General features: G+C 70.5%; 18 protein-coding genes and 2 pseudogenes. 10 read left to right on the top strand and 10 right to left on the bottom strand.

Annotated elements, in window-relative coordinates; translation table 11 throughout:
* Nucleotides 1-86: 86 nt before the first annotated feature.
* Both ACZ67T_RS21720 and ACZ67T_RS21725 read left to right on the top strand, forming a co-directional pair.
* Nucleotides 87-1,973: an SMI1/KNR4 family protein gene (locus ACZ67T_RS21720; RefSeq protein WP_469986101.1), complete on the top strand. Its 1,887-nt coding sequence runs from the start codon at nt 87-89 to the stop codon at nt 1,971-1,973.
* Between the two features lie 88 nt (nt 1,974-2,061).
* Complete coding sequence (locus ACZ67T_RS21725; RefSeq protein WP_469986103.1) at nt 2,062-2,895, top strand: hypothetical protein; 834 nt, start codon at nt 2,062-2,064, stop codon at nt 2,893-2,895.
* Nucleotides 2,896-2,956: 61 nt separating this feature from the next.
* On the opposite strand, the gene ACZ67T_RS21730 is transcribed toward ACZ67T_RS21725, so the two are convergent.
* From ACZ67T_RS21730 to ACZ67T_RS21740, 3 genes and pseudogenes are all read right to left on the bottom strand, one after another.
* The gene (locus tag ACZ67T_RS21730) at nt 2,957-3,931 is read right to left on the bottom strand and encodes a phosphotransferase family protein (RefSeq protein WP_469986402.1); all 975 of its coding nucleotides are present in this window, start codon (nt 3,929-3,931) and stop codon (nt 2,957-2,959) included.
* 107 nt (nt 3,932-4,038) lie between these two features.
* Nucleotides 4,039-4,596, bottom strand: a complete 558-nt coding sequence (locus tag ACZ67T_RS21735) for a pyridoxamine 5'-phosphate oxidase family protein (RefSeq protein ID WP_469986104.1) — start codon at nt 4,594-4,596, stop codon at nt 4,039-4,041.
* Between the two features lie 86 nt (nt 4,597-4,682).
* A pseudogene (locus tag ACZ67T_RS21740) lies at nt 4,683-6,632 on the bottom strand (HEAT repeat domain-containing protein); the annotation flags it as partial.
* A gap of 149 nt (nt 6,633-6,781) precedes the next feature.
* On the opposite strand from ACZ67T_RS21740, the gene ACZ67T_RS21745 reads away from it, so the two are divergent.
* Entirely contained in the window at nt 6,782-7,450 is a 669-nt protein-coding gene (locus ACZ67T_RS21745) for a DUF2238 domain-containing protein (RefSeq protein ID WP_469986106.1), read from the top strand.
* Nucleotides 7,451-7,547: 97 nt separating this feature from the next.
* Here ACZ67T_RS21745 and ACZ67T_RS21750 read toward each other — a convergent pair whose 3' ends face one another.
* Nucleotides 7,548-8,033, bottom strand: a complete 486-nt coding sequence (locus ACZ67T_RS21750) for a carboxymuconolactone decarboxylase family protein (RefSeq protein WP_469986108.1) — start codon at nt 8,031-8,033, stop codon at nt 7,548-7,550.
* Nucleotides 8,034-8,237: 204 nt separating this feature from the next.
* On the opposite strand from ACZ67T_RS21750, the gene ACZ67T_RS21755 reads away from it, so the two are divergent.
* Entirely contained in the window at nt 8,238-9,164 is a 927-nt protein-coding gene (locus ACZ67T_RS21755; RefSeq protein ID WP_469986110.1) for an RNA polymerase sigma-70 factor, read from the top strand.
* 44 nt (nt 9,165-9,208) lie between these two features.
* Here the strand turns inward: ACZ67T_RS21755 and ACZ67T_RS21760 are convergent, their stop codons facing one another.
* The 3 genes from ACZ67T_RS21760 to ACZ67T_RS21770 all read right to left on the bottom strand — a co-directional run bounded on the left by ACZ67T_RS21760 (nt 9,209) and on the right by ACZ67T_RS21770 (nt 14,031).
* A complete protein-coding gene (locus ACZ67T_RS21760; protein WP_469986111.1) occupies nt 9,209-11,116 on the bottom strand; it encodes an ABC transporter ATP-binding protein in 1,908 nt (635 codons plus the stop codon).
* 358 nt (nt 11,117-11,474) lie between these two features.
* Nucleotides 11,475-12,977 carry a long-chain-fatty-acid--CoA ligase gene (locus ACZ67T_RS21765; RefSeq protein WP_469986113.1) on the bottom strand — a complete coding sequence of 501 codons (1,503 nt, stop codon included), beginning with the start codon at nt 12,975-12,977 and terminating at the stop codon, nt 11,475-11,477.
* On the bottom strand, nt 12,928-14,031 hold the full coding sequence (locus ACZ67T_RS21770; protein ID WP_469986114.1) for a TauD/TfdA family dioxygenase: 1,104 nt from the start codon (nt 14,029-14,031) through the stop codon (nt 12,928-12,930). The genes ACZ67T_RS21765 and ACZ67T_RS21770 overlap by 50 nt, the downstream gene beginning before the upstream one ends.
* A 243-nt stretch (nt 14,032-14,274) precedes the next feature.
* Here ACZ67T_RS21770 and ACZ67T_RS21775 point away from each other — a divergent pair, with 243 nt between their 5' ends.
* The 6 genes from ACZ67T_RS21775 to ACZ67T_RS21800 all read left to right on the top strand — a co-directional run bounded on the left by ACZ67T_RS21775 (nt 14,275) and on the right by ACZ67T_RS21800 (nt 20,512).
* Nucleotides 14,275-15,291, top strand: coding sequence for an AraC family transcriptional regulator (locus tag ACZ67T_RS21775; RefSeq protein WP_469986115.1), 1,017 nt, complete (start codon nt 14,275-14,277; stop codon nt 15,289-15,291).
* 265 nt (nt 15,292-15,556) lie between these two features.
* Nucleotides 15,557-16,615 carry a beta-keto acid cleavage family enzyme gene (locus ACZ67T_RS21780; RefSeq protein WP_469986116.1) on the top strand — a complete coding sequence of 353 codons (1,059 nt, stop codon included), beginning with the start codon at nt 15,557-15,559 and terminating at the stop codon, nt 16,613-16,615.
* 125 nt (nt 16,616-16,740) lie between these two features.
* Nucleotides 16,741-17,712, top strand: a complete 972-nt coding sequence (locus tag ACZ67T_RS21785; RefSeq protein WP_469986117.1) for a quinone oxidoreductase family protein — start codon at nt 16,741-16,743, stop codon at nt 17,710-17,712.
* 34 nt (nt 17,713-17,746) lie between these two features.
* The gene (locus ACZ67T_RS21790) at nt 17,747-18,622 is read left to right on the top strand and encodes a TauD/TfdA dioxygenase family protein (protein ID WP_469986118.1); all 876 of its coding nucleotides are present in this window, start codon (nt 17,747-17,749) and stop codon (nt 18,620-18,622) included.
* A gap of 4 nt (nt 18,623-18,626) precedes the next feature.
* Complete coding sequence (locus ACZ67T_RS21795) at nt 18,627-19,892, top strand: MFS transporter (protein WP_469986119.1); 1,266 nt, start codon at nt 18,627-18,629, stop codon at nt 19,890-19,892.
* Entirely contained in the window at nt 19,889-20,512 is a 624-nt protein-coding gene (locus ACZ67T_RS21800) for an RBBP9/YdeN family alpha/beta hydrolase (protein ID WP_469986121.1), read from the top strand. Before ACZ67T_RS21795 ends, ACZ67T_RS21800 begins: the two co-directional genes overlap by 4 nt.
* A 172-nt stretch (nt 20,513-20,684) precedes the next feature.
* Here ACZ67T_RS21800 and ACZ67T_RS21805 read toward each other — a convergent pair whose 3' ends face one another.
* The 3 genes and pseudogenes from ACZ67T_RS21805 to ACZ67T_RS21815 form a co-directional block, all read right to left on the bottom strand.
* On the bottom strand, nt 20,685-21,809 hold the full coding sequence (locus ACZ67T_RS21805) for a PP2C family protein-serine/threonine phosphatase (RefSeq protein ID WP_469986123.1): 1,125 nt from the start codon (nt 21,807-21,809) through the stop codon (nt 20,685-20,687).
* A gap of 218 nt (nt 21,810-22,027) precedes the next feature.
* The gene (locus ACZ67T_RS21810; RefSeq protein WP_469986125.1) at nt 22,028-22,633 is read right to left on the bottom strand and encodes a GPP34 family phosphoprotein; all 606 of its coding nucleotides are present in this window, start codon (nt 22,631-22,633) and stop codon (nt 22,028-22,030) included.
* 181 nt (nt 22,634-22,814) lie between these two features.
* A pseudogene (locus ACZ67T_RS21815) lies at nt 22,815-22,964 on the bottom strand (methylmalonyl Co-A mutase-associated GTPase MeaB); the annotation flags it as partial.
* Nucleotides 22,965-23,006 lie beyond the last annotated feature (42 nt).

Here is a 23,006-nt window from a genome sequence, read left to right on the forward strand (position 1 = left end):
GAGCCGGCGGTGAACGCACCGGCGTGTCTTCCGGCGCGGAGGATGAGACGGGCCGACTGTCAGTGGCGGGTGTCACGATCGCGCGTATGGAGATCTTCGAGTGGGGGCCGCTGCTCAAGCGGTGGAGCGAGGAATGGCTGGAAGGGCTGGCCGCGGAGGCGCCGGAGGAGTTCGAGGAACTGGACGAGGAGATCGTCCAGGCACGCTGGCTGGGGTTCGGCCCGGCCGGCCCGGCGGCGATGGCCGCTCTGGAGGAGCGGGTCCGAGGGCTGGGGGCAGAGGTACCGCTGCCACCGTCCCTCCGGTCCTTCCTCCAGACGACGGACGGTTGGCGCCATGCCGGGGGCTTCGTCCATCTGCTGGCCGGGGCCGACCGCATTGCCCCGTACGGAGATCCGTACGGCCTGCAGGCGATGTACGAGGAGTACCTCGACCAGGAGCCGACCGAGGAAGAAGTGCTCAGGGCCGGAATGTGGGGCCGGGCGCTGCAGCTCTCGCTCGACTCGGACATGACGGATGTGCTCCTCGACCCGGGCGATGTGGGTGGCGACGGGGAGTGGGCGGTGTACGTGTACCGCGGGTGGAGTGGCGAACTGCCGGACCGGTACGACTCGTTCCGCGCGTTCATGGAGGGCATGTACAAGGAGTTCTACCGCCTGAGTGGCGGCCACGAAGGTTTCGAGAACGTGGTGACGCTGGAGCTCGACACCAAGGTGGAACAGGCCCGCCTCGCTTGCCTGAGAGGCGAGTTGCAGGAGGCGCTCACCGTCTTCGGCGAGGCGGGGGAACTCGGCAGGCCGCGGGCCGGCCTGCTGGCGTCACAGCTTCGGGCGCTGCTCGACGGACACAGTTGGGTGCCCGTCGACCCACGCATGGACGATCCGCTGTACGCGGGCGAGGTGCTGCCCCTGAAGGTGCGCGATCACCTGCGCCAGTACCGGAGGGACGACTCCTTCGTGCTCGGCCCGATGACCGAGGACTACGCGACAGACCGAGAGCGGGCCGGTGCCGTCCTGGAGCAGATCAGGCGACGCACGTACGAGTACACGTCGCCCGGACCGTTCGGGCACGCGGTTCAGGAGGCCAGAGAACTGGCGCGCTGGGGCGACACGGACGGCGCCTGGCGGGTACTCGCGGCGGCGGTCCCGCACTGGGAGCCGTACCGGGAGGACCACCTGGCGCCGTTCGGCCTCCTCGGGGACCCCCTGCTCGGGCCGCTGATCACACCGGAGCGCGGACGGCAGCTGCTGATGACACCCCGGGCGGGTCAGGCAGGGGAGATGCCCGTGCCGGCCGCCGTCGAGGGGGAGACGGTGCGCGACGGGCTCGCGTGGCTGACCCATCGGCAACCCACGGTCGAACTGCGCAGGGACGCATACCGGTTCGTACTGGTGGAGGGCATACGCCCCGAAGAGCTGGCGGAGCGGTTCGGTACGGGCCCGCTGGAGCCGATGGCGAGCGAGCGGGACTTCTGGGATCTCCCCTTCTCGCGGGAGCAGGCGCGCCGCGGCCCCGTCGCCCGGATCGGCACCCTCGACGGCTGGAGCTTCGCCTTCGAATCGGCCCTCCGGCCAGGCTTCGACCCTACCCGTCTGACCCACCCCGCCACCGACCTGTCGCGCGGCACCCGGGCCCTCACGGTCTGGTGGGAGCCTGGCCTGTTCCACTTCGCCTCCGCCGAGGACGGGGAAGAGCGGTACGCTTTCACGGTCCACGAGGCGGAGCGCCACCGGACGGGCGACATCCCCGACGAGCTCTCGCCCGACCACCTGTTCCCGGACCCGGCCGGCCCGGCCACCGACCTCTCGGACGAAAGCCGGGCCCTGGACGCGATAGCGACGACGTTCGGCGTCTCCCTGCCCCGATTCGCCCTCAACCACGGCAGACTGCCGACGCTCCCCACGCACCCGTGGCTCAGACCACAGGCACCAGGCGGGACGGAGGCCAGACTCACGTTCACACGCCACAGGTAGGCCCTGCCGGGCCGGTGTGGCGGGGACCCCGGCCCGACATCAGAATCGCGTTTGTGCAGGGGTGACGAGGTCTCGTACGGTCACGACCATGAACGTCATGGTGGGTGACCCGCGCAGGCTCGGAGTTCCCGCGCCGGAGGCGAGGCTGCGGTTCGAGGCGGAGCCACCGAAGACGGGGTCCGGACCAGGGCGCAGGGTGCTCGCGGTCGACGGAAAGCCCGCCTTCGAGCTCAGCTTCTGGTGCGGGTCGTGCCACTTCTTGTTCCGCCGACTCGAGGGCGCCAACGAAAAGCTGTCGATGGAGAGCGTGCAGGAGCGCTTGGCGGGGCAGCTCCCCGACCTGGACGATGGTGTGCTCGACGCGTTCGGCACCCTGCTGCCGGAAGGCGACTACCTCCCCCTGCTGCTCAGCGTCGAGCCACACCTGGTCGTCCCGGGCCAGGAGGGCGACTACTTCAGCCACGAGCAGGTGGCCACGTGGGGTCTCGACGCGTTCTGGGGGCTCCCGGAGTACCCGCACACGCCGTACTACCGCACGTTCGAGACCGCGGTCGATGACGAAGCCCATCTCTACGAGTTCGTGGTGCCCATGGTGCCCCCGACATGGAACGACCGGGAACGGGTCGAGGAGTACGCCGCGCAGATGGAGCGAGGGCTGGTCCCGACGGCCGTGGCGGTGTCGACCCTGGACGTGTGCCTGCCCGCGTTGGACCTGTCGACCGACTACTACACGCACTGGGGGCTGACGCACTTCCTGCTCGACGGCCACCACAAGCTGGAGGCAGCGGCTTCCGCAGGGCGTCCCGTACAACTCCTGTCGCTCCTCGCGCTGGGCGACTGCCTGGCCGAGGCAGGTGACAAAGACAGGTTGGCGGCCCTGCGCTCCCAGCTTTCCTTGACCCGTGGAACCCGACCCGCGTAGTGACTGTCGGGCCAGGCGCCGAGCCGGCACCCCTCACCCTTGGTCCGGTGCACAAGGGCGTTCAGGAGTGAACGAGTTCCAGCGCCTTGTTGAGGTTGTGTTCGGCGATGGATGCCATGAATGCCCGGCCGGGGAAGTCCCCGTCGAGCAGCCTCAGTGGTCCCGCTGTCAGAGAGAGCCGCTGGGCCAGCATGTAGAGCGCGAGCCTGTCTTCGTCCAGCCCGTCCACTTGCAGTGGCCGGTACGCGTCGTGCAGGCGGATCCGCAGAAACACGTGCTCCCACTCGACGTCGAAGTACATCAAGCCCTCGATGTCGATCGCCACGGGGTTCCCGCTCGCGTCCACGAGCACGTGATCGGGTCCCAGTTCGCCATGGACGACCGCGTACTCCGCGCGCGGTCGTACCGCCGCCGCGAGACCCAGCAGCCGTGCCTCCAGTCGGTCGCGGGCTCCCGCTATCCGCGGATCACGCGACGCGGCCTCGGTGAGGTCCCGCAGTGCACGGTCCAGGACGACCCCCTCGCACGAGACTCCGCGCGATGTACCTCCCCCGTCGACCACGGCCACCTTGCCGTACGCGGGAGCTCGATGGCGCCGCATCGACTCCAGTGCCTCCCCGAGCCGGGCCATGACCGGTTCGGCCGCGCGTCGGTCGCGTGCGAGCAGTTCCTCCAGGTTTTCGCCCTGGAGGTCCTCGACGATCGCGAGGTCGCCCGGGCAGTGAGTGCCGTCGCGGTCGAGGAGACGGATCGCCGGGACGCGGACGCCGAGCGTGTCCAACCGTGCGTGTGCGGCCTCGAACAGGTCGAGCCCGAGACCGGGGGAGAACGGGTCGGTGAGGTCGTCGTCGCCCTCGGATGCCGGCCAGTAGTTCTCGGCGTCGTCCCACAGGTAGGCGATCGCCGTGGTCGCGTCGTCCATCAGCAGGCGGTACACGCCCTTCTTGCTCCCACCCGCGACCCGCTCAACCGCTGCAAGCCGCCGCCCGCCACCCAGAGCGGCCTCCGCCGCACCCGCCAACTGCTCCCGCGTCACTGCTCGGGGTGCCACGTCCCCAACCGCCTCTCCGCCGCAGCCACAACAACCCGCGCAACCTACGGGATCAGCGACGCGGAGGCGATTGGTTTCTGGGTGTGGGGGGCTCAGAACGTCCAGCGCGTGTGGGAGTAGACCCCGTCGTCCCGGCCGAAGCCGTATGCCGTGGCCGGGGACACCGCGAACACCATCGCGTCGCCCTTCCGGAACGCGTCCCCGATCCCGTGGAAAGTGCCCTTGGGGGAGGTGATGTGAGCCCCGTACTTCGCCTCGTACGCCGCGATCACCTCCTCAAGGGCCGCCGGATCGGCGACCGGCTCCGCCGTGCCCTCGACCACGACGTCGAGCCCTTCGGTGAGCGAGTTCCGGCCGGTGGTCAGCGCGCAGTGCCCGTCATGAGCGAGGTTCCTCGCCTTCTGCTCGCCCGGGCCGGTGGAGAAGTACAGCACCCCGTCGTGCCAGGCGGCGATGACCGGAGTGACGTGCAGGCGACCGTCGGGGCGCACTGTGGACACCCAGAAGATCTCGGCGGCCTCCAGCTGCCGCTGGGCTTCGGCCCATTCGGTGGCGGTGACGTCGGCGTCACCCGGGCGGGGGTTCAGCGCGGAGCTGTAGCGGGCGTCGAGCTCGGTCGTGGGCTGCTTCGTAGGTCCCTGGGTCGGCATGGTGGATCTCCTTTCCTCTCCCCTGTAACGATCCGCCGCCCGCGCGGTCATCGCGGGAGTTCGGCCCCGTCGGTCACGCATGGCGGTCACGTCGCGGCGCGGGATGCGTAGGCGCGGACGTCCGCGTCGGGGTCGGCGGTCGCGTCGGCGAGGGCCGCGCGGGCGTCGGGGGCGGCGCGGTGGGCGAGGAGTGAGAGGACGGCGGCCTTGCGGACGTCCGCGTTGGGGTCGGTTGATGCCTTGGCGAGGGCGGGAACCGCCTTGGTGGGCCGGGCCGTTCGCAGGGCGGTCGCGGCGCCGGCGCGAACCTGCCAGGCGGGGTCGTCGAGCGCGGCCACGGCCCGTTCGGCGTATGCGGGCGGGCAGCCCGTATCGGCGAGTGCGTTGAGAGCGGCTGCCCTCACGAGCGGGTCGGAGTCGTCGAGGAGCGGAGCGAGCGGGATCGGCGACGGGTCGCGCACCGCCGAGAGGCCGCGGGCGACCGCGACCCTGACCTCGCGGGCCGGGTCTGCAGTGGCCGCCGAAAGCTGAGCGGCCGCGTCCACCGAGACCAGGGCCCGGACGGCTTGGATACGTACGTCGATGTCAGTGTCGGTGAGCACGGTGTCGTACACCGAGGCGTCGCCGAGCCGCAGTTCCCGCAGGACGTCGAGCGCGGCGCCCCGCACCGCAGGGTCCGCCACACCGAGGGCTGCCCGCAGCCTGGACCTCAACTCATTGTCCGCGGGCAGGACTTCGACCAGTTCGCGCAGCGCGCCGGCGGCGGCCTGCCGGACCTGGGGCGCGGCATCCTGCAGCCGTGTGGCGAGCGCGGGACCGGCCCCGGCGGGCACTGTCTCGGCGAGGACGGCGACAGCGGCCACCCGCACCGCCGGGTCGGAGCCTTCAAGATAGGCGGTGAGCGCGTCCAGGTCGGGGGAATCTTCGGCCAGGGAGAGGAGAGCGAGGAGGGTGGGGCTCGATGAGGGGGCCCGGGTCGCCGAGGCCGAGGGCGCCGGCGCGGTGGACGTGGCCGGGTGGGCGGCCGGAGCGACGTCCCGCTGCCCCGCCGTCGCCACCGGCACCAACGGGACTTCGCCCAGCACCCGCTCCGCCCCGGCTGCCCATGGCTCGAACTCCGGCACCGGAACGCCATAGGGTTCGACCGGCCTGGCCTTGAACTCCAAGTCACCTGCAGGGGACTTGTACAGGTCGAGATGGTGCAACCACCCGGCGCCGTCCCGCTCAGGATGGTCGAGCCGCTCGTGGTACAGACCCCAGCGCGACTCGGTCCTGGCCGGCGAGGCGCGCGCCGCCTTCTCCGCACAGTCCCGGATGAACGACACTTCCGCGCACCGCATCAGCTCATGCGCGGTCCGCGCCCCCATCCCGCCGATCTCACTCCTCATCCGCTCGAACGCCTCCACGGCCAGGGACAACTTCGCCCCGGCCTTGGGCGGAGCCACGTAGTCGTTCACGAACCGCCGCAGCTTGTACTCGACTTGAGGTTGCGGCGGCCCGTCGGGGTTGCGCAGTGGCCGGTAGACGAGTTCGTGCGCGGCAGCCAGCTGGTCGCCGGGCAGCTCACCCTCGTACGCGCGGAACTGGGCAGCGTCCGCACCCGCCAGGTCCCCGAAGACGAACGCGCCGATCATGTAGTTGTGCGGTACGCAGGCCAGGTCGCCGGCCGCGTACAGGCGGGGGACGGTGGTGCGGGCGTGGGAGTCGACCCGCACACCGGACGCCGAGTGGCCGCCGCACAGACCGATCTCCGAGATGTGCATCTCGATGTCGTGCGTGCGGTAGTCGTGGCCGCGGCCCTCGTGGAAGGTGGCACGCGTGGGCCGTTCCGTGGTGTGCAGGATCGACTCGACGGCGGTGATGGTCTCCTCCAGCAGATGGCTCAGCTTGAGATACACGGGAGCTCGGTCGGAGGCGAGTTCGGCCGCGAACTCGGCCATCATCTGCCCCGACCACTAGTCCGACTCCACGAACCGCTCGCCGTGCCGGTTCACCTGGTAGCCGCCGAACGAGTTCGCGACGTACGCGCAGGCCGGCGCCGCGGCCCTGTCTGCGTACCTGGCTGAGCTGTCGCCACCGACGCGGTCACCACCGCCACTCGCCCGCTCCTGAATGAGTAGCCGTACTCAGGCCACCCGGCTTCCGGGCCGCCACGATGAGGCAACCGAGTAGAAGGAGCGCCCCGATGTCTCTGATCGCAGCAGCCCGTCGCCGGGCGGCGAACACTCCGGCCCCCTCCCTGGCCCCGTCGCCGGTGCTGCCCCGTGTCTGCGTCGCCGTCGTGGTCGCGGGCGTCGCCCTCTCCGCCTGGGCACCGCACGACCGGACGACCTGGCTGCTGGAAGTGGTGTGGGTACTGATCGGACTGCCGTTGGCCGTGCTGACCTGGCGACGCTTTCAGCTGTCGGGGCTGCTGTGCTGTCTGCTCGCGGCGCACGCGCTGGTGCTCGCGCTGGGCGGGCATTACACGTACGCCGAGGTGCCGTTGGGCGAATGGGTGAAGGACGGACTGCAGCTGTCCCGGAATCCGTACGACCGGATCGGACACCTGATGCAGGGCTTCGTACCGGCCATCCTGGTAAGGGAGTTGCTGATCCGCACGTCTTCGCTGCGCGGCAGCCGATGGCTGGCACCGCTGACAGTCTGCGCGTGCCTGGCGTTCAGCGCCCTCTTCGAGATGTTCGAGTGGGTGGCGGCCGTCATCGGCGGGAAGGCGGCGGACGCCTTCCTGGCCACGCAGGGCGATGTCTGGGACACCCAATGGGACATGTTCTGCGCTCTGATCGGTGCCACGGTCTCGCTGCTGCTGCTCGGCAAGTGGCACGACCGCCAGCTGAACCGGATGGCCGTCTGACGTCGGAGCGACTCTTCAGCGCCGTCGAGCGCGCTCGGGATACGTCTGAGCCGGCCCGGATCGAAGGATCCAGGCCCGGCCCGGACGCACCTGCTGGTCAGTTCGCGATGGTGGCGAGGCTGCCGGGCTCGTAGGAGCCGCCCTGGTTGTTCAGGATCACGCCGAGCCGGTTGGTCGCGTTGATCATCGCGATCAGTGAGACCAGCGCGACGGCCTGGTCCTCGTCGTAGTGCTTGCGCACCTGGGCCCACGTCTCGTCGGACACACCACGGCCGTTGTCGGCGATGCGCGTGCCCTCCTCGGTGAGCGCCAGCGCGGCCCGCTCGGCCTCGGTGAACACGGTGGAGTGGCGCCAGGCCGCGACCAGGTTCAGACGGGCCGGTGTCTCGCCGCCGGCCGCGGCGTCCTTGCCGTGGATGTCGACGCAGAAACCGCAGCCGTTGATCTGGCTGGCGCGCAGCTGCACCAGCTCCTGGGTGGTCTTCGGCAGCGGCGAATCCTGGATCACCTGGCTGACGGCGTAGATCCGCTTGCCGATCTTGGTACCGGTCTCGTTGCCGAAGAGGTTCATACGGAGTTCCATGACGGTGTCTCCTCGATCGTGCATCGCATGCCGTGCGGATCGGGATCGTTCGCGCGGCAGCCTGACAGACACGAGATGCCGCCCGACCGGATCCTGTGACAGCGCGGCGATGTGACGTAGACCACCGGTCTCGGGTGTCACAAGACGGTGAGGGGCGGCGTCTTGTGCGTGACACGGTCGTGAGAGAACAGGCAGGAGCCGGCAATGAGCGAGCCCAGCGAGCGAAGCAACGACACGGCCGACGCCCACGCTCACGACAGCCGCACGGACACCGCCACCCAGGCGTTCGTCGCCCATCGCAATCTGCTGTTCACCGTCGCCTACGAGATGCTCGGCTCGGCGGCCGACGCGGAGGACGCCCTGCAGGAGACGTGGCTGCGCTGGGCGGACGTGGACCTCGGCACGGTGCGGGACCCCCGGGCCTACCTGGTCCGCATCACCACGCGCCAGGCTCTGAGCCGACTGCGCACGCTCCGCCGCCGTAAGGAGTCCTACGTCGGACCCTGGCTGCCCGAGCCGCTGCTCACCGCGCCGGACGTGGCGGAGGACGTCGAGCTGGCCGACAGCGTCTCGATGGCGATGCTGCTGGTACTGGAGACACTCGCGCCGACCGAACGCGCGGTGTTCGTGCTGCGCGAGGTGTTCGATGTGGGATACGACGAGATCGCGGAAGCCGTCGACAAGAGCCCGGCCGCGGTGCGCCAGATCGCGCACCGGGCACGGGCCCACGTGGCGGCACGCCGGCCGCGCGAGGTCATCTCCCCGGCCGAGACACGTGGTGCGCTCGCCGCCTTCCAGCAGGCGATCGAGACGGGCGACCTCAAGACCCTGCTCGACATGATCGCGCCGGATGTCGTGCTGCTGACCGACGGCGGCGGAGTCGTGCGGGCCGCGCTGGTGCCCGTCGTGGGCGCCGACGAGGTGGCCCGGGTACTGGGCAGGATCGACGCCGCGGTGTCCCTCAGGCCGGCACAGGTCAATGGATACCCGGCGCTCGTCCTGCGGCGCGGCAGCGACATCGACACCGTCATGGCGGTGCACATCGACGACGGTCTCATCACCGGGCTCTATGCCGTGCGCAACCCCGAGAAGCTGTCGCGCATCGACCGCGAAACCCCGGTGAGCCGCTGACCCCGTGGGGTGACTCCGGCCGCGTCGGACCGGTCGCCCGTAGGTCACGCGGGCTCGGACGCGGGCGGCCGGGCGGGGCCGGGGAGCTGGGCGGGGCGTGTGTGTTCGTACTGGTCGGCCTGGAGGCGGTACATCTGCGCGTAGCGGCTGGCGGGTTCGGCGGCGAACAGCTCGGCGTGACTGCCCTCCTCGATCAGCCGGCCCTCGTCCAGGACGAAGATGCGGTCGACGCGGCGCACCGCGGCCATGCGGTGGGTGACCAGGACGATGATGCGGTCCGGGCCCGCGAGTCCGAGGATCCGGTCGAAGGCGCGCTGCTCCGCGTCCGGGTCCAGGGCGGACGTCGGCTCGTCGACGATGACCACGCAGGCGTCGCGGAAGTGGGCGCGGGCCAGGCCGATCTTCTGCCACTGTCCGCCGCTCAGGTCACTGGCGCCGCGGAAGTTCTTGCCCAGCAGGGTGTTCATGCCGTGGGGGAGTCCGGCGATGTCGCGGTCGGCTCCGGCGTAGGCGGCGGAGGTGCGCAGGTCCTCGTCGGTGACGTCGTGGTCCGGCCGGCCGATGCGGATGTTCGCCGCTGCGGTGAAGGGCCAGCGCTCGAAGGTCTGGGTGAGCAGGCTGACGTGGCCGAAGAGCTGCCGGCGGTCGGCTTCGGCGATGTCCACGTCGTCCCAGTGGATATGGCCCTCTTCGGGTAAGTGCAGGCCGGACAGCAGGCGCACGAGGGTCGACTTGCCGGAGCCGTTGGGGCCCACGAGGGCGATGACGCTGCCGAGTTCGAGGGTGAAGGAGACGCTGTCGACGGCCGGTTCGGCGCGGCCGGGGTAGCGGAAGGAGACGTTGTCGAGGCGGATGGAGCGCGGGCGAGCGGGCAGGGCGAGGCCGCCCTCGGGGATCGCCAGGTCCTCGGCCTTCTTCAGGAAGTCGGTGAGGTCATGCACGTACAGGGACTGCTCGTGCAACTGGCTCATGGTGTTCACGAGTGAACCGATGCCGGCGGAGCCCGCGTTGATGGCCATGATCGCCGTGCCGAGGACGGCGACGCTCATGCGGCCGGTCAGGCACAGGCCGATCATCAGCGTGAAGGTGAGCGCGTATCCGAGACCGGACAGCGCGGAAGCGGCCAGTTCGGTACGCGCCTTGTCCTTGGCCAGGCGTTCCTGTTCGCTCTCGGCCGTGTGCGCCATGATCCGGTAGTGGCGCAGCAGGAACGCGCCCACGTGGTGCACGCGCACCTCCAGGGCCGCGGTGACCGAGGTGAGCAGATTGGACAACACCCGGCTGGCCCGCAGGTGTTCGATCCAGGTCATCGTCGAGAAGTAGCGCTGCTGGGCCACGCGCATCACGCCCCAGCCGCGCGGCGCGACGATCAGGAACAGCATGGGCAGCAGAGCCGGATTGAGCACGGACAAGACACCGCCCGCGGCGACCAGGGCCAGCACGCTGTTGATCGCCGCGACACTGGAGCCGATCATGTGGCGCGCTTCGTTGGCGCCGTACTGGGCGCGGTCGATCAGCTCTCGGAACGTGCCGTCCTCGATCGCCGACATCTCGACCCGCTGGCACGCCGCCAAGTACTGCTCGGACGCGGCGCGTTCGACCTTCGGCTCCAGACTCCCGGCAGCCGCGGTGGACCGGGAGGCGAGCAGCGCGTTGGCGGCCAGGACGACGGCGGTCATCACCACGGCGGGCAAGGCGTCGCGCAGACCTCGTACGTCGGTGCCGGTGGCGACGACGGCGTGCAAAGCGGCGTTCACGGCCAGCAACTTGAGTGCGGCCGCGATGCCTTGGCCCACTTCCGTCACCCCTACGGTGATCAGTGAGCGTCGATCCGTGTGCCAGGCCAGCCGGACGGTCTGCAGCACAAGATGCGGCAGGGACTTCAGCGCACTCCACAGAGTGAGGTCGAGGCGGGCGTACTCGTGCTTGCTCCAGCCCGAGTCGTAGCGCAAGGGCCCTCCGAACAACTCCCTCTCACTGGCCGAGACAACGGGAGCCCCCGGCTCCGGACGGCGCAACAGCCTCATCCACCGGCCCCCGTTCCGCTCGACACCCGATGCTGCTCCATGTGACCTCCTACGCCGGCGATCGGACAGATGCTCGGAGAACGGGGGCGATCTGTGGCTCGTAACGGTGTTGGGGGAGGCAATCTATCGCTCGAAAGTTCGAACGCACGGAACGCGGCAGGTGGCCTGCGGCGTTGGTGGCGTCATCTTCTTTTCGCATCACCCGTGCGGGGTTGGTTACCCATTTGAGGGATGGCGTGTCGCGCAGAGGGCCGTTCCGGCCGGATGTGAGTGCGTCGCCGGATCAGGCTCCCGAAGGCGCCGGCGGGGCGAGCACGATGTCCCGCTTGAGGATCTTGCCGGTCGCCCCCTTGGGCAGCGCGTCGACGAATCTCACGATCCGTGGGTACTTGTAGGCCGCCACCCGCTGCCGTACGTAGTCACGCAGTTCGTCCGTCGTGGTGCCCGCGCAGGGCCGGAGCACCACCACGGCGGCCACCTCCTCGCCGAGCGTCGGATCGGGCACACCGATCACCGCCGCCTCCGCGACGTCCGGGTGCCGGTACAGGACCTCCTCGATCTCGCGCGGATAGACGTTGTACCCGCCGCGAATGACGAGGTCCTTCTTGCGGTCGACGATGAAGTAGTAGCCGTCCTCGTCGACGCGGGCGAGATCGCCGCTGTGGAACCAGCCCTCCTGGAACGCCCCCGCGGTGGCGTCCGGCCGGTTCCAGTAGCCCTTCATCACGTTCTCGCCCCGGATCGCCAGCTCGCCGACCGCGCCGGGGCCGACCACACGGCCGTCATCCCCGACGAGCCGCAACTCGACCCCTCGCACGGGAAGCCCGATGGAACCCGGCTTACGGGGCCGGTCCGGCGGGTTGAAGCAGGCCACCGGTGATGTCTCCGACAGACCGTAGCCCTCCAGCACCGTGACCCCCAGGTCCCGCTCGGCGGCATGCAGCAGCTCGACGGGCAGTGAGGCGCCGCCCGAGACCGCGAGGCGCAGCCGCGGCAGGGCCGGCCCGATGCCGGTCCGGAGCAGCGCGGTGAACATCGTGGGCACGCCCAGGAAGACGGTCACCTCGTCGCCGCGCAGTGTCTCCAGTGCCGCCACCGCGTCGAAGCGAGGCAGGAGGGTCAGACAGGCGCCCGCCGCGACCGCGGTGTTCATGGCGCAGGTCTGCCCGAAGGCGTGGAACAGCGGGAGCCCGCCGAACAGGACGTCGTCCGGCTCCACGCACAGCAGCGTCCGCGCCGCCGTCAGCGCGTTGCTCACCAGATTGCGGTGCGTCAGCTCGGCACCCTTGGGCGTCCCCGTCGTGCCGGAGGTGTAGAGGATCACCGCGGTGTCGTCGTCGGCGTTCTCGGACGCTCCGGTCATCGGCACGGCCAGGCGCAGCTGCGCGTCGAGGGTGACCGGGTCCGCGACCAGGCACTCCGCGCCGGCCGTCGCCGCCGCCGGCACGGCCTCGCCGGAGGCGGCAGGTGCGGTCACCACGAACCGGGCGGCACAGTCCTGCAGCACGAACGCCATCTCGTCCGACCTCAGCAGCGGGTTCATCGGGACCACTACGGCGCCCGCGCGCAGGATGCCGTAGTACACGACGGGAAAGTGCACGACGTTGGGCAGGACGATCGCCACCCGGTCGCCCGCCCGCACGCCCCTGGTCCGCAGCAGGGCCGCGAACCGGGCGGTCAGGTCGTCGAGTTCTCCGTACGTGAGGACGTCGCTGCCCTGACGGAGTGCGGTCCGGTCAGCGTGGGACCGGGCCGAACGCGTCAGGAGTTCGCAGAGGTCGGACATGTGGTTGCTTACCTTTCGTCGGGAGGTGCGGGGTGTGCGGGGCGATCACATCGCGAGGTGTGACACCACAGCGTCCGCCGGAGCCGGAGTGCCCATCGCCCCAGAACTCCACTGGGAGAACACGTGATTGGTGAGGTGTCAGCCACAACTGCAGGAGATGTACCGGCCGTTGGCGCTGCGGTACGTCGTCGTGCGGTGCGAAGGTGTGCAGGACCGCGTGATTGTTGAGCAGCAGCAGGTCGCCGGGGGCGAGGTCGATGTCGAGGCGCAGCTCCGGCGATGAGGCCGCCTCGTCGATCAGGTCGAAAGGCTCCCGGTCGGCCGGCCTCAGGCGCGGCACCCCGGGAAACCGCTGCGCCGACTCCAGGCGGCCGCGGTCGTAACGCAGGCTGAGTCTCTCCCCGTCCCGGTGAGCGAGCGGCACGGCCTGCCAGGGGAGTTGGGCCGGGAGCTGTTCTCCGTGGCGGTCGAGGAAGTGTGTACGGCTCAGGCTGTCCAGGAGCTCGGGCCGGCGAGCCAGCACGGCATTGTGCACCGCCGCCGAGCCGGCGAGTGTCATACGCCCGCTGGAGCCGCCCGTTCGCAGGCACAGCAGCGCGAGCGCGTCGGCCGCTTCGGTGCGCGGTGACAGCGCGGCCCGTGTGTCGGGCCCGTCGCGCAGATGCCTGAGCATGTGACCGGTAGCGTCCTGGGACACCGGGATGCCGAGGTGCTGTCCCACACCCCACAGGAGGACACCGGCCGCCTCCTCGCTGCACCGCTCCACCGGGATGCCTCGTACCAGCACGAAGCCCCGGCCGTTCTCCAGCTCGTCGGCCGCACTCCGCAGCTCGCCCGCCAGGGTCGGCAGCGGGAAACCGCCGGCCGTCACCTTCAACAGAGGCGTGCCCCGGGCGCGCACCGTCCGCAGGGCCGCGTCCAGTTCGTCGAGATGGGCCGGTGACAGGTGCAGGGCCCAGGCGCGGGAGGCTGCGAGGTCCCGGCCCCGCCACACGGCCGGACCGGTACAGGGGCGGCGGGGAAGTTCCGGGGACTGCCCACGCACCACGTTCATCCTTTCTCCTCGGGGAATTCCGTGAGAGGCAGGTGTCGAGACCTGGATTCACCGGCTCTTTCGCGGCCTCTGTCGCCGCGATATCGACCACTTCTCAAGAGGCCGATACTTTGCCAAGGTGTCGTCCATCGGAATTCCCCGCGTCCTTCGCGGTGGTGCCACGCTAGGTCACGCGCCCGGGCATCGCTTGACGTCACGGGACGAATGACTTATCAATCTGGGACACAGCCCTGGAGCGCGCCGATGAAACCGCTGGTCCGCAACGCGGCACTGAGCCGCTACATCGAGGTCAGCCAGTCCCTCGGCATCGACCCCCGTGCCCTCATGAAGCGCGTGGGCCTCGACCCCGTCGGACTCACGATTCAGGACCGCTGGATCCCCGGCGCGGCCGTCGCCGAGCTGCTCGAACTGTCGGCGGCAGCGGCGCGACGCGAGGACTTCGGCCTGCTCCTGGCGGAGCGGCGCCGTTTCTCCAACCTCGGCCCGATCAGCCTCGTCCTGCGCGAGGAACCCGACGCGCGCAGCGCCCTCCGGCTCCTGGTGCGCCACGAGCGTATGTACAACGAGATGCTGCGCAGCAGGCTCACGGAGGCGAACGGGCTCGCCACGGTGAAGCTGAGCCTCGACGGCGAGGCACGTGAGGCCCGGCAGTCCGTCGAGCTGGCCGTCGGCGTCGTCCACGGATTTCTGCGGGTGTTCCTCGGTGCCCGCTGGCAGCCGTTGTCCGTGTGCTTCTCCCACGGCGCGCCCCTCGACCTCTCCGCACACCGGCGATTCTTCGGGCCCGTCGTGGAATTCGACCGGGAATTCAACGGCATCGTTTTCTACGCGACCGAACTCGACACCCCCAATGCGATGTCGGACCCCCTGCTGCGCGGCTACGCCCGCCAGTACTTCGACTCCATCGCGGTCTCCGAGGACACCACCGAGCTCGATCGGGTGCGCGAGCTGATCGAGGTCCTGCTGCCGACGGGGCGCTGCTCCATCGAACAGGTCGCCGGCAGCCTCGGCGTCGACCGCAGGACCGTCCACCGGCATCTCGCCGCGTCGGACGAGACCTTCTCCTCCCTCGTCAACGACACGCGCACGCATCTTGCCGAGCAGCTCGTGGCGAACCCGAGCCGTTCCCTCACCGAGATCGCCGGGCTCCTCGGCTTCTCCGCGCCCAGCGCCTTCTCCCGTTGGTTCCGTGACCGATTCGGCAGCAGCGCACGCGACTGGCGCGCTCAGCGGACCGCCACCGGCCCTGTCCAGGACTGACCACCGGCCCTGTCCTCCCGAGTTGACCACCGGCGGTGTCTCCGCCCAGCCATCAGCTGTGTCTCCGCCCGGCCACCGGCCGTGTCCCCAACTGACAAGTCTCCTGTCACCTGTGGTGAAGCGCCGCGCGTAACCCGCTCTTAACGTGGCCGTACCGCAAGGGCCACCGAGCTCGACAGTGCAACGCCCTTGCGCCAGCCATCAGTTGGGTCGGTGTGCCCACGAAGGCCTGCCGCCCGGCGCGTCCACGTACCAGGAGATGACCATGCACTTCCTCGACGACTCCCTGCTGCCCGAGAACCAGCAGAAGCTGGTGATCCAGGCGGCCCCCTACGGCCCCGAGTGGCTCCCCGGCGACGCCGATGACCTGCCCCTCACCATGGACGAGCACGTCCAGGCCGCAGTGGACTGCTACAACGCCGGTGCCACCGTCCTGCACATCCACGTGCGGGAACTGGACGGGCACGGCTCCAAGCGCATGTCGATGTTCAACGAGCTCATCGGCCGGCTGCGCGAGGCCGTCCCGGACATGGTCCTGCAGATCGGCGGTTCCATCTCGTTCGCACCCGAGGACGAGGGCTCCGAGGCGAAGTGGCTCAGCTACGACACCCGCCACCTGCTGGCCGAACTCGACCCGCGGCCCGACCAGGTGACGATCGCCATCAACACCAGCCAGATGAACATCGTCGAGATCATGACCGACGACGACCTCGCCGGGACCTCCATCGCCAAGCCCGACTACTACACGGCGTACCGGGACATGGTCGTCGAGGCGGGCCCCGACTTCTATCTCGAACACCTCAAGCGTCTGCACGCGAACGGCATCCAGCCGCACTTCCAGCTCGCCACCCTGGCCCAGCTGGAGACCGTCGAGCGTCTCATCCGCAGCGGCGTGTACACCGGGCCCCTGGTCCTCAACTACGTGGCCATCGGTGGCGGGTTCTCCGGGCGCCACCCGGCCGACCTCATCGAGTTCGTCCGCCGTGTTCCCGACGGCGCCGTCCTCACCATCGAGTCCTCGATGCGCGCCGTCGCCCCCATGAACGCCATCGCCATCGCCCTCGGCGTCCACGTCCGCGTGGGCAACGAGGACAACCTGTGGGCCCGCAAGGGCGAGCCCATGAGCTCCGTGCAGCAGGTCGAGCAGATGGTCAGCATCGCCGACACGCTCGGCCGCGACATCGCGAACGGCGCGGAGGCCAAGGAGATCTACCACATCGGCGAGTACTACACCGGCACCGACGAGACCCTGGCCGCGCTCGGCATGGTGCCCAACCGGCGTCCGGGCCAGCGCGGCTTCATGCTCGGCGGATCAGCCCGCTGACGGCAGCCGAACAAGCAGAACCAGCAGCACCAGCAGCACACGCCGAACAAGCAGCACACGGCCCAGACGCCGAACACGGCACACACGCCCGACACACCCAACCAGCCGAACGAAGAGAGCATCCCGTGGCCTACGCCATCCGCTTCCACGAGACCGGCGGCCCCGAGGTCCTGCGCCGCGAACGGGTCACCGTCGGCGCCCCCGGCCCCGGCGAGGTCCGGGTCCGGCACGAGGCCGTCGGCCTCAACTTCGCCGACACGTACTTCCGCACCGGCCTGTACCCGGCGCCCCTGCCCGCGGGAATCGGCGTCGAGGCCGCAGGTGTCGTCGAGGCCGTCGGCCAAGGCGTCACCCACGTCGCCGCGGGCGACCGTGTCACGTACACCGGCAGCCCGCTCGGCGCGTACAGCTCCGAGCGGGTCATGCCCGCCGATTGCCTGATCCGGCTCCCCGACGGCATCGACTTCGAGACGGCGGCCGCCATGACGATGCGCGGCCTCACCGCCTCGTACCTGCTGCGCCGCATCCACCCGCTGAAGCCCGGCGACACGATCCTGCTGCACGCCGCCGCGGGCGGCGTGGGGCTGATCGTCTGCCAGTGGGCGCAACTGCTCGGGCTCACCGTCATCGGCACCGTCTCCACGGAGGAGAAGGCCGAACTCGCCCGCGCACACGGCTGCGACCACACCATCCTGTACCGGCACGAGAACGTCGCGCAGCGCGTGCGGGAGCTGACCGACGGGGCCGGTGTCCCGCTCGTCCTCGACAGCGTCGGCAAGGACACCGTCGCCGGGTCCATGGCCTCACTGCGCCGCCGCGGCCTGCTGGTCTGTTTCGGCACGTCGTCCGGCGTGCCGCCGCTGGACGCGATGCAGCTCGTACGGCACGGCTCGCTGTTCGTGACCCGGCCGGCCCTTGCCGACTACATAGCCGACCCGGCCGAGAGGGACGACCTCGCCGGGGAGCTGTTCGGCCACGTCGCCGCCGGCCGCATCGGGATCCGCGTCGGCCGGCGCTTCGCCCTCGACGACGCCGTGACCGCGCACCGCACGCTGGAAGCCGGCCGCACCACGGGCTCGTCCGTCCTCGTCCCCTGAGTCACCCGTCCCCCCGTACCCCTGGAGAGCACCCATGCCCCGGACCGCTGCCCGCACCCGGATCCAGGTCGAACCGCTGACCTGCACCATCGGAGCCCAACTGCACGGCGTCCAGCTCGGCGACGCCGTCCATGACGACGCGCTCTTCGCCAAGATCAAGGAACTCCTGCTCCGCCACAAGGTGTTGTTCCTGCGCGACCAGGACATGAGCCGCGACGAGCACATCGCGTTCGCCTCCCGGCTCGGCCCGCTGGAGGACCACCCGGTCCTCGGCAGCGACCCCGACCACCCGGGCCTCGTCCGCATCTACAAGGACCTGGACAGCAAGCCCGAGCACTACGAGAACGCCCTGCACTGCGACGCGACCTGGCGCGACTGCCCGCCGATGGGCGCCCTGCTCCGCTGCATCGAGACGCCCGAGGTCGGCGGCGACACGATCTGGGTGAACATGGCCGAGGCGTACCGCAGGCTCCCTGCGCACATCCGCGCCCAGATCGACGGGCTGCGCGCCCGGCACAGCATCGAGGCCAGCTTCGGCGCGGTCATGCCGATGGAACAGCGCCACCAGCTCAAGGCCCGCTACCCGGACCCCGAGCACCCGGTCGTGCGCACCCACCCCGAGACCGGCGAGAAGATCCTCTTCGTCAACTCCTTCACCACCCACTTCGTCAACTACCACACACCCGAGAACGTGCGGTTCGGCCAGGACCACGCGCCCGGCGCGAGCCACCTGCTCAACTACCTCATGAGCCAGGCGGCCGTGCCCGAGTACCAGGTCCGCTGGCGCTGGACCCCGAACAGCGTCGCTCTCTGGGACAACCGCTCCACCCAGCACTACGCGGTCCAGGACTACTGGCCCGCCGTCCGCAAGATGGAGCGTGCCGGCATCGCCGGTGACAGGCCCTGCTGAGCCGATGACCCGTCGCTACGCGTGGCTGGTGTTCGCCCTCAGTTTCGGGCTGTTGCTGTCCGACTACATGTCGCGGCAGGTACTGAACGCGGTGTTTCCGCTCCTGAAGGCCGAATGGCTGCTGTCCGACACCCAGTTGGGGTCGCTGAGCGGCATCGTCGCCCTCATGGTCGGCCTGCTGACCTTTCCGCTGTCGCTGCTCGCGGACCGCTGGGGCCGGGTCAGGAGCCTGGTCCTCGCGGCTGTGGTGTGGAGCCTGGCCACCCTGGGCTGTGCCGTCTCCGCGAGCTACGGCCAGATGTTCCTCGGCCGTTTCATGGTGGGTGTCGGCGAGGCGGCGTACGGGAGCGTGGGCATCGCGGTGGTGCTGAGTGTGTTCCCGGTGGGTCTGCGGGCCACGCTGTCGGGCGCCTTCATCGCGGGCGGCGCCTTCGGCTCCGTACTCGGTGTGTCGATCGGCGGTGTGGTGGCCCAACGCCTGGGCTGGCGCTGGACGTTCGCCGTCATGGGGCTGTTCGGTCTGGTCCTGGCCGCGGTCTACGCCGTCGTCGTGACGGAGCGGAGACTGGCGCCGGCCGGCTTCGGCACCGGCCCCGCGCCGGGTACGGGAGGCCCGGTACGGACCTTGCTGCCCCGGCTGTTCTCGTCGGTGTCCGTGCTGTGCGCCTACGTCGGCAGCGGCCTGCAGATGTTCATCGCGATGGCACTGCTGGCCTGGATGCCCAGCTTCCTCGACCGCTACTACGGGCTGCCGCCCGCCAAGGCCGGACTCGCCGCCGGAGGCTTCGCGCTGATCACCGGGATCGGCATGATCGGCGGCGGCATCGTCAGCGACCGGCTCGCCCGCAGCAACCCGCACCTCAAGTGGACCGTCGCCATCGTGTGCAGCGCCGGCTCGCTGGTCCTGCTCGCCGGCGGGTTCCAACTCCCGTCCGGCGTACCGCAACTCCTCGTCATCGGTGCCGGGACGCTGCTGTGCAACGCAACAGCGGGACCCGCCGCCGCCATGGTGGCGAGCCTTACCCCGGCCGCCGTCGCGGCGACGGCCATGGCCACGCTCACCCTCGCCAACAGTCTGCTGGGCCTCGCGCCGGGCCCCGCGGTGACCGGCATGCTCGCCGACCGCCTGGGCCTGGACGGCGCACTCCGCCTCGTCCCGCTCATCGCCATCGTGGCGACCCTCGCCTTCGCCCTCGGCAGACGCCACTACGACAGGGGCCTCGTCTCGGCATCGGCCCCGGTCCTCGAAAAGTCGGAGATCTCCGCATGAACCCAGCTTCCGCGCCCACGGTCGTGCTCGTGCCCGGCCTGCGCGACCACGTCCCCGACCACTGGCAGACGGCCCTCGCCGCCCGACTCCCCGGTGCCGTGACCGTGCCGCCCCTGACGGACCTCAGGCTGAGCTGTGACGCGCAGGTCACCGCTCTGAACGACGTGGTGTCCGGCATCGAGGGACCGGTGGTGCTCGTCGCGCACAGCGCCGGTGTGCTCACCACCGTCCACTGGGCGGCCCGGCACACCCGCCCGGTGCAGGGCGCCCTCCTCGCGACGCCGCCCGACTTCGACGCACCGCTGCCGGAGGGCTACCCCGGACCGCAGGCCCTGCGTGCGAACGGCTGGCTGCCCACGCCGAGCGCCCCACTGCCGTTCCCCAGCGTCGTCGCGGCGAGCACGAACGACCCCCTGGCCCGCTTCGACCGGGTCGCCGCACTGGCCGACGCGTGGGGCAGTCGCCTGGCCGACCTCGGCCCCGTCGGCCACCTCAACCCCGCCTCCGGGTACGGCGAGTGGCCCGGCGCACTGGAGATCCTCCGGGCCTTCGGCTGCCGTACGTCAAGCGCATCCTCCAGGGCGCCCGCGTCAGCGAGGTCAGCGCGGAGGGAGCCGTGACCCGGCCCGACATGCTGGCCTGGTTCGCGGAATTCGCGGCCGGACTGGCACAGCCCTGAGGGCGTACGGCTCTGCGGCGACTGACGGGCACAACCCGGTCAGGCGCCTTGCCCCGTACGGAGAACTCCCCGCGGGCGTGACGTGCGATCGCGTGATGCCCGGCGCCACGTACTCAACGGAAAGGCGACCGCCGGACGGACAGGATCGCGACGTCGTCCTGCTGACCTCGCTCCCCGGCGAACGCGCTCGCGTCGTCGTAGAGGGCGCGCGGCAGGTCGGTGGGGGAGAGGGACACCCGCTCGGTGAGGCGTTCGGTGACGGGGTAGAACGTGCCGTCCGCGCCACGGGTCTCAGTGAGGCCGTCGGTGGTCAGCAGCAGAGTCGCCCCGGCCGGGAAGGTGAGCCAGTCGACGGTCAGCGGTTCGGCGGCGAGTTCGGCGAGACCGAGGGGAACACCGGAGTCGAGGGCCGGCGTGCTGATGGTGGCGTTGTGCAGCACGTGGGGCGCGATGTGTCCGCAGTTGACGACTTGGACCTCGTCGTGCGCGTCGACGTTGAGGATGAGTGCGGTGACGAAGCGTTCGTCCTCGCCGGTCTGCGCGGCGTAGGAGTTGTGCCGTACGACAGAGGCATCGAGGGCGTCGACGAGCGCGGTCAGGGTCGGCTCCCGGTGGGCCGCCTCCCGGAACGCGCCGATGACCGCGAACGCGGCGCCGACCGCCGGCAGGCCCTTGCCCTGGACATCGCCGATCAGAACCCGGGTTCCCCAGGGAGACTCGACGACGTCGTAGATGTCGCCGCCGACCAGCCGGTCCTCCTGGACGGGCTCGTACGCGCCGTCGACCAGGACGTCGTCGGTGAGCAGGGGCAGCGGGCGCAGGATGTGACGCTGCATCGCCGCAGCGGTGGAGCGCAGCCGCAGCATCTCGTCCTCGCGGCGGATACGACGGTGGCAGGCGTAGACGCAGGCCGCGCCCAGGGCGAGGGTGAGCAGCATCATGAGGCTCCTGTCGAGCCACGACCGCCCGTCGCCGTGCCGGAGCAGCACGACGACGACGACCACGAGCGCGATCCACGCAGCCACGAACGTCGTCTGGCGCACGGTGCACAGAGCGGACGCCGTCGCCGGCAGGAATACGAGGAGCCCGAGAAGCCACACCGGGGACTCGGACAGGGCGCCGAGGATCAGCACCAAGAGGGTCATGAACGCAACGCCGATCGCCACCTCGACGTTGCGCGGTGGTTCGATGCTCTCGACGGGGCGCGCGAAACGCTTCGGATGGTTTTGCGGCGGCACGGAACCTCCCGGGCAGGTGGTGTATCCCCCGTACGTTAGGCAGGCCCGGACGTGGGTGAGCCGCGCCCCGCCGGACGATGCCCCCCGTGCGGTGAACGGCGTGACCAGCGATCCGGGACCCGGGATCGGGGTGTATAGCGGTGGTACGCGCCGCGAAGGGCGCCTGACAGGCAGATGCCTGTCAGGCGCCCTTCTTCGCGCACGGGAGAGGACAGATCTCAGTAGCCGCGCCAGACGTTGTCGAACGCCGCGTCCTCGATCGCCCTGCGCTGTCGTACGGCCTGCAGCTCCTGAACGGCGGTCCCGACGGCGGCCAGAACCGCCGCGACCGCGTCCCCAGCGAGCTCGGGCGCCTCGTCGGCCGGCTCGTCCCGGATTCCGGCGGCGGCCGCCAGGGCGACGAGTACGGGTTCGCCCGCTGCCCAGCGTTCCTCGGCCCGGCGCCGGTCCTGCGAGTCGACCGGCTCCGTCCGCCCGCCCCGCAGCGGATGGCGAAGGCCCCGCGGCCGGGTCGTCAGGCCCTCCCGCTCCAGCTCGTCGACGTACGCCGAGGACAGCCCGCGGCCCCGGCGCCACAGCCAGTCCTCGACCGACTCGTACGGCTCCTGTCGCACGAGAGCCGCGGCGGCCTCGTCCAGCAGGCGGTCCCCGGTGGGCGCCTGGGCGCTGGGCAGGATGTGGTCGCCGTCCACGATCAGGCCCTTGGCCTCGATGAGGTCGAACACCTCGGCCCCCGCGAGCGCCAGCGACAGCTCGCCCTGCTCCACGGGGTGGTCGGGTGCGTCGGTCAGGGCAACGATCGCGAGGTCCCGTGCGGTGGTCATGAGCGGCTCCACGTCAGTCGGCAGAGTGCGGGGCGGGAGCGCCGGCGGCTCCCTGGTCGATTGTCGCCGCGCTCCGGGCGATGGGTGCCCTCTTACGACCATGTCGTCCCGGAATCCGATCCGCAGCATGGAGGGGGCCAGAAGATCGTCATCTGTCCGGGGGAGAGCCCCGTTCCCCCGGACCGGTGGCGTTGCGGACCAGGTCGACGGCGAGCACGGCGACCCGGTGCCCGAGACGGGTGAGCATCGTGCCGAAGGCGTCGATGAACGTCGGCTTGCCGAGCGGGACACCCATGGCATCGGCACGCATGCGCGCTCTCGGTCGTCGCGGTCAACCGGCGCTGTTCGCACGCGAGTTGTTCCGCCGCCCAGT

It is taken from the genome of Streptomyces sp. NPDC107517 (genome assembly GCF_055582645.1).

Excerpts from the sequence above, each read along its gene's own strand:
- ACZ67T_RS21720 (WP_469986101.1), top strand. The coding sequence starts at position 87 with ATGGAGATCTTCGAGTGGGGGCCGCTGCTCAAGCGGTGGAGCGAGGAA.
- ACZ67T_RS21725 (WP_469986103.1), top strand. The coding sequence starts at position 2,062 with ATGAACGTCATGGTGGGTGACCCGCGCAGGCTCGGAGTTCCCGCGCCG.
- ACZ67T_RS21735 (WP_469986104.1), bottom strand. The coding sequence starts at position 4,596 with ATGCCGACCCAGGGACCTACGAAGCAGCCCACGACCGAGCTCGACGCC.
- ACZ67T_RS21745 (WP_469986106.1), top strand. The coding sequence starts at position 6,782 with ATGTCTCTGATCGCAGCAGCCCGTCGCCGGGCGGCGAACACTCCGGCC.
- ACZ67T_RS21750 (WP_469986108.1), bottom strand. The coding sequence starts at position 8,033 with ATGGAACTCCGTATGAACCTCTTCGGCAACGAGACCGGTACCAAGATC.
- ACZ67T_RS21755 (WP_469986110.1), top strand. The coding sequence starts at position 8,238 with ATGAGCGAGCCCAGCGAGCGAAGCAACGACACGGCCGACGCCCACGCT.
- ACZ67T_RS21765 (WP_469986113.1), bottom strand. The coding sequence starts at position 12,977 with ATGTCCGACCTCTGCGAACTCCTGACGCGTTCGGCCCGGTCCCACGCT.
- ACZ67T_RS21770 (WP_469986114.1), bottom strand. The coding sequence starts at position 14,031 with ATGAACGTGGTGCGTGGGCAGTCCCCGGAACTTCCCCGCCGCCCCTGT.
- ACZ67T_RS21775 (WP_469986115.1), top strand. The coding sequence starts at position 14,275 with ATGAAACCGCTGGTCCGCAACGCGGCACTGAGCCGCTACATCGAGGTC.
- ACZ67T_RS21780 (WP_469986116.1), top strand. The coding sequence starts at position 15,557 with ATGCACTTCCTCGACGACTCCCTGCTGCCCGAGAACCAGCAGAAGCTG.
- ACZ67T_RS21790 (WP_469986118.1), top strand. The coding sequence starts at position 17,747 with ATGCCCCGGACCGCTGCCCGCACCCGGATCCAGGTCGAACCGCTGACC.
- ACZ67T_RS21795 (WP_469986119.1), top strand. The coding sequence starts at position 18,627 with ATGACCCGTCGCTACGCGTGGCTGGTGTTCGCCCTCAGTTTCGGGCTG.
- ACZ67T_RS21800 (WP_469986121.1), top strand. The coding sequence starts at position 19,889 with ATGAACCCAGCTTCCGCGCCCACGGTCGTGCTCGTGCCCGGCCTGCGC.
- ACZ67T_RS21810 (WP_469986125.1), bottom strand. The coding sequence starts at position 22,633 with ATGACCACCGCACGGGACCTCGCGATCGTTGCCCTGACCGACGCACCC.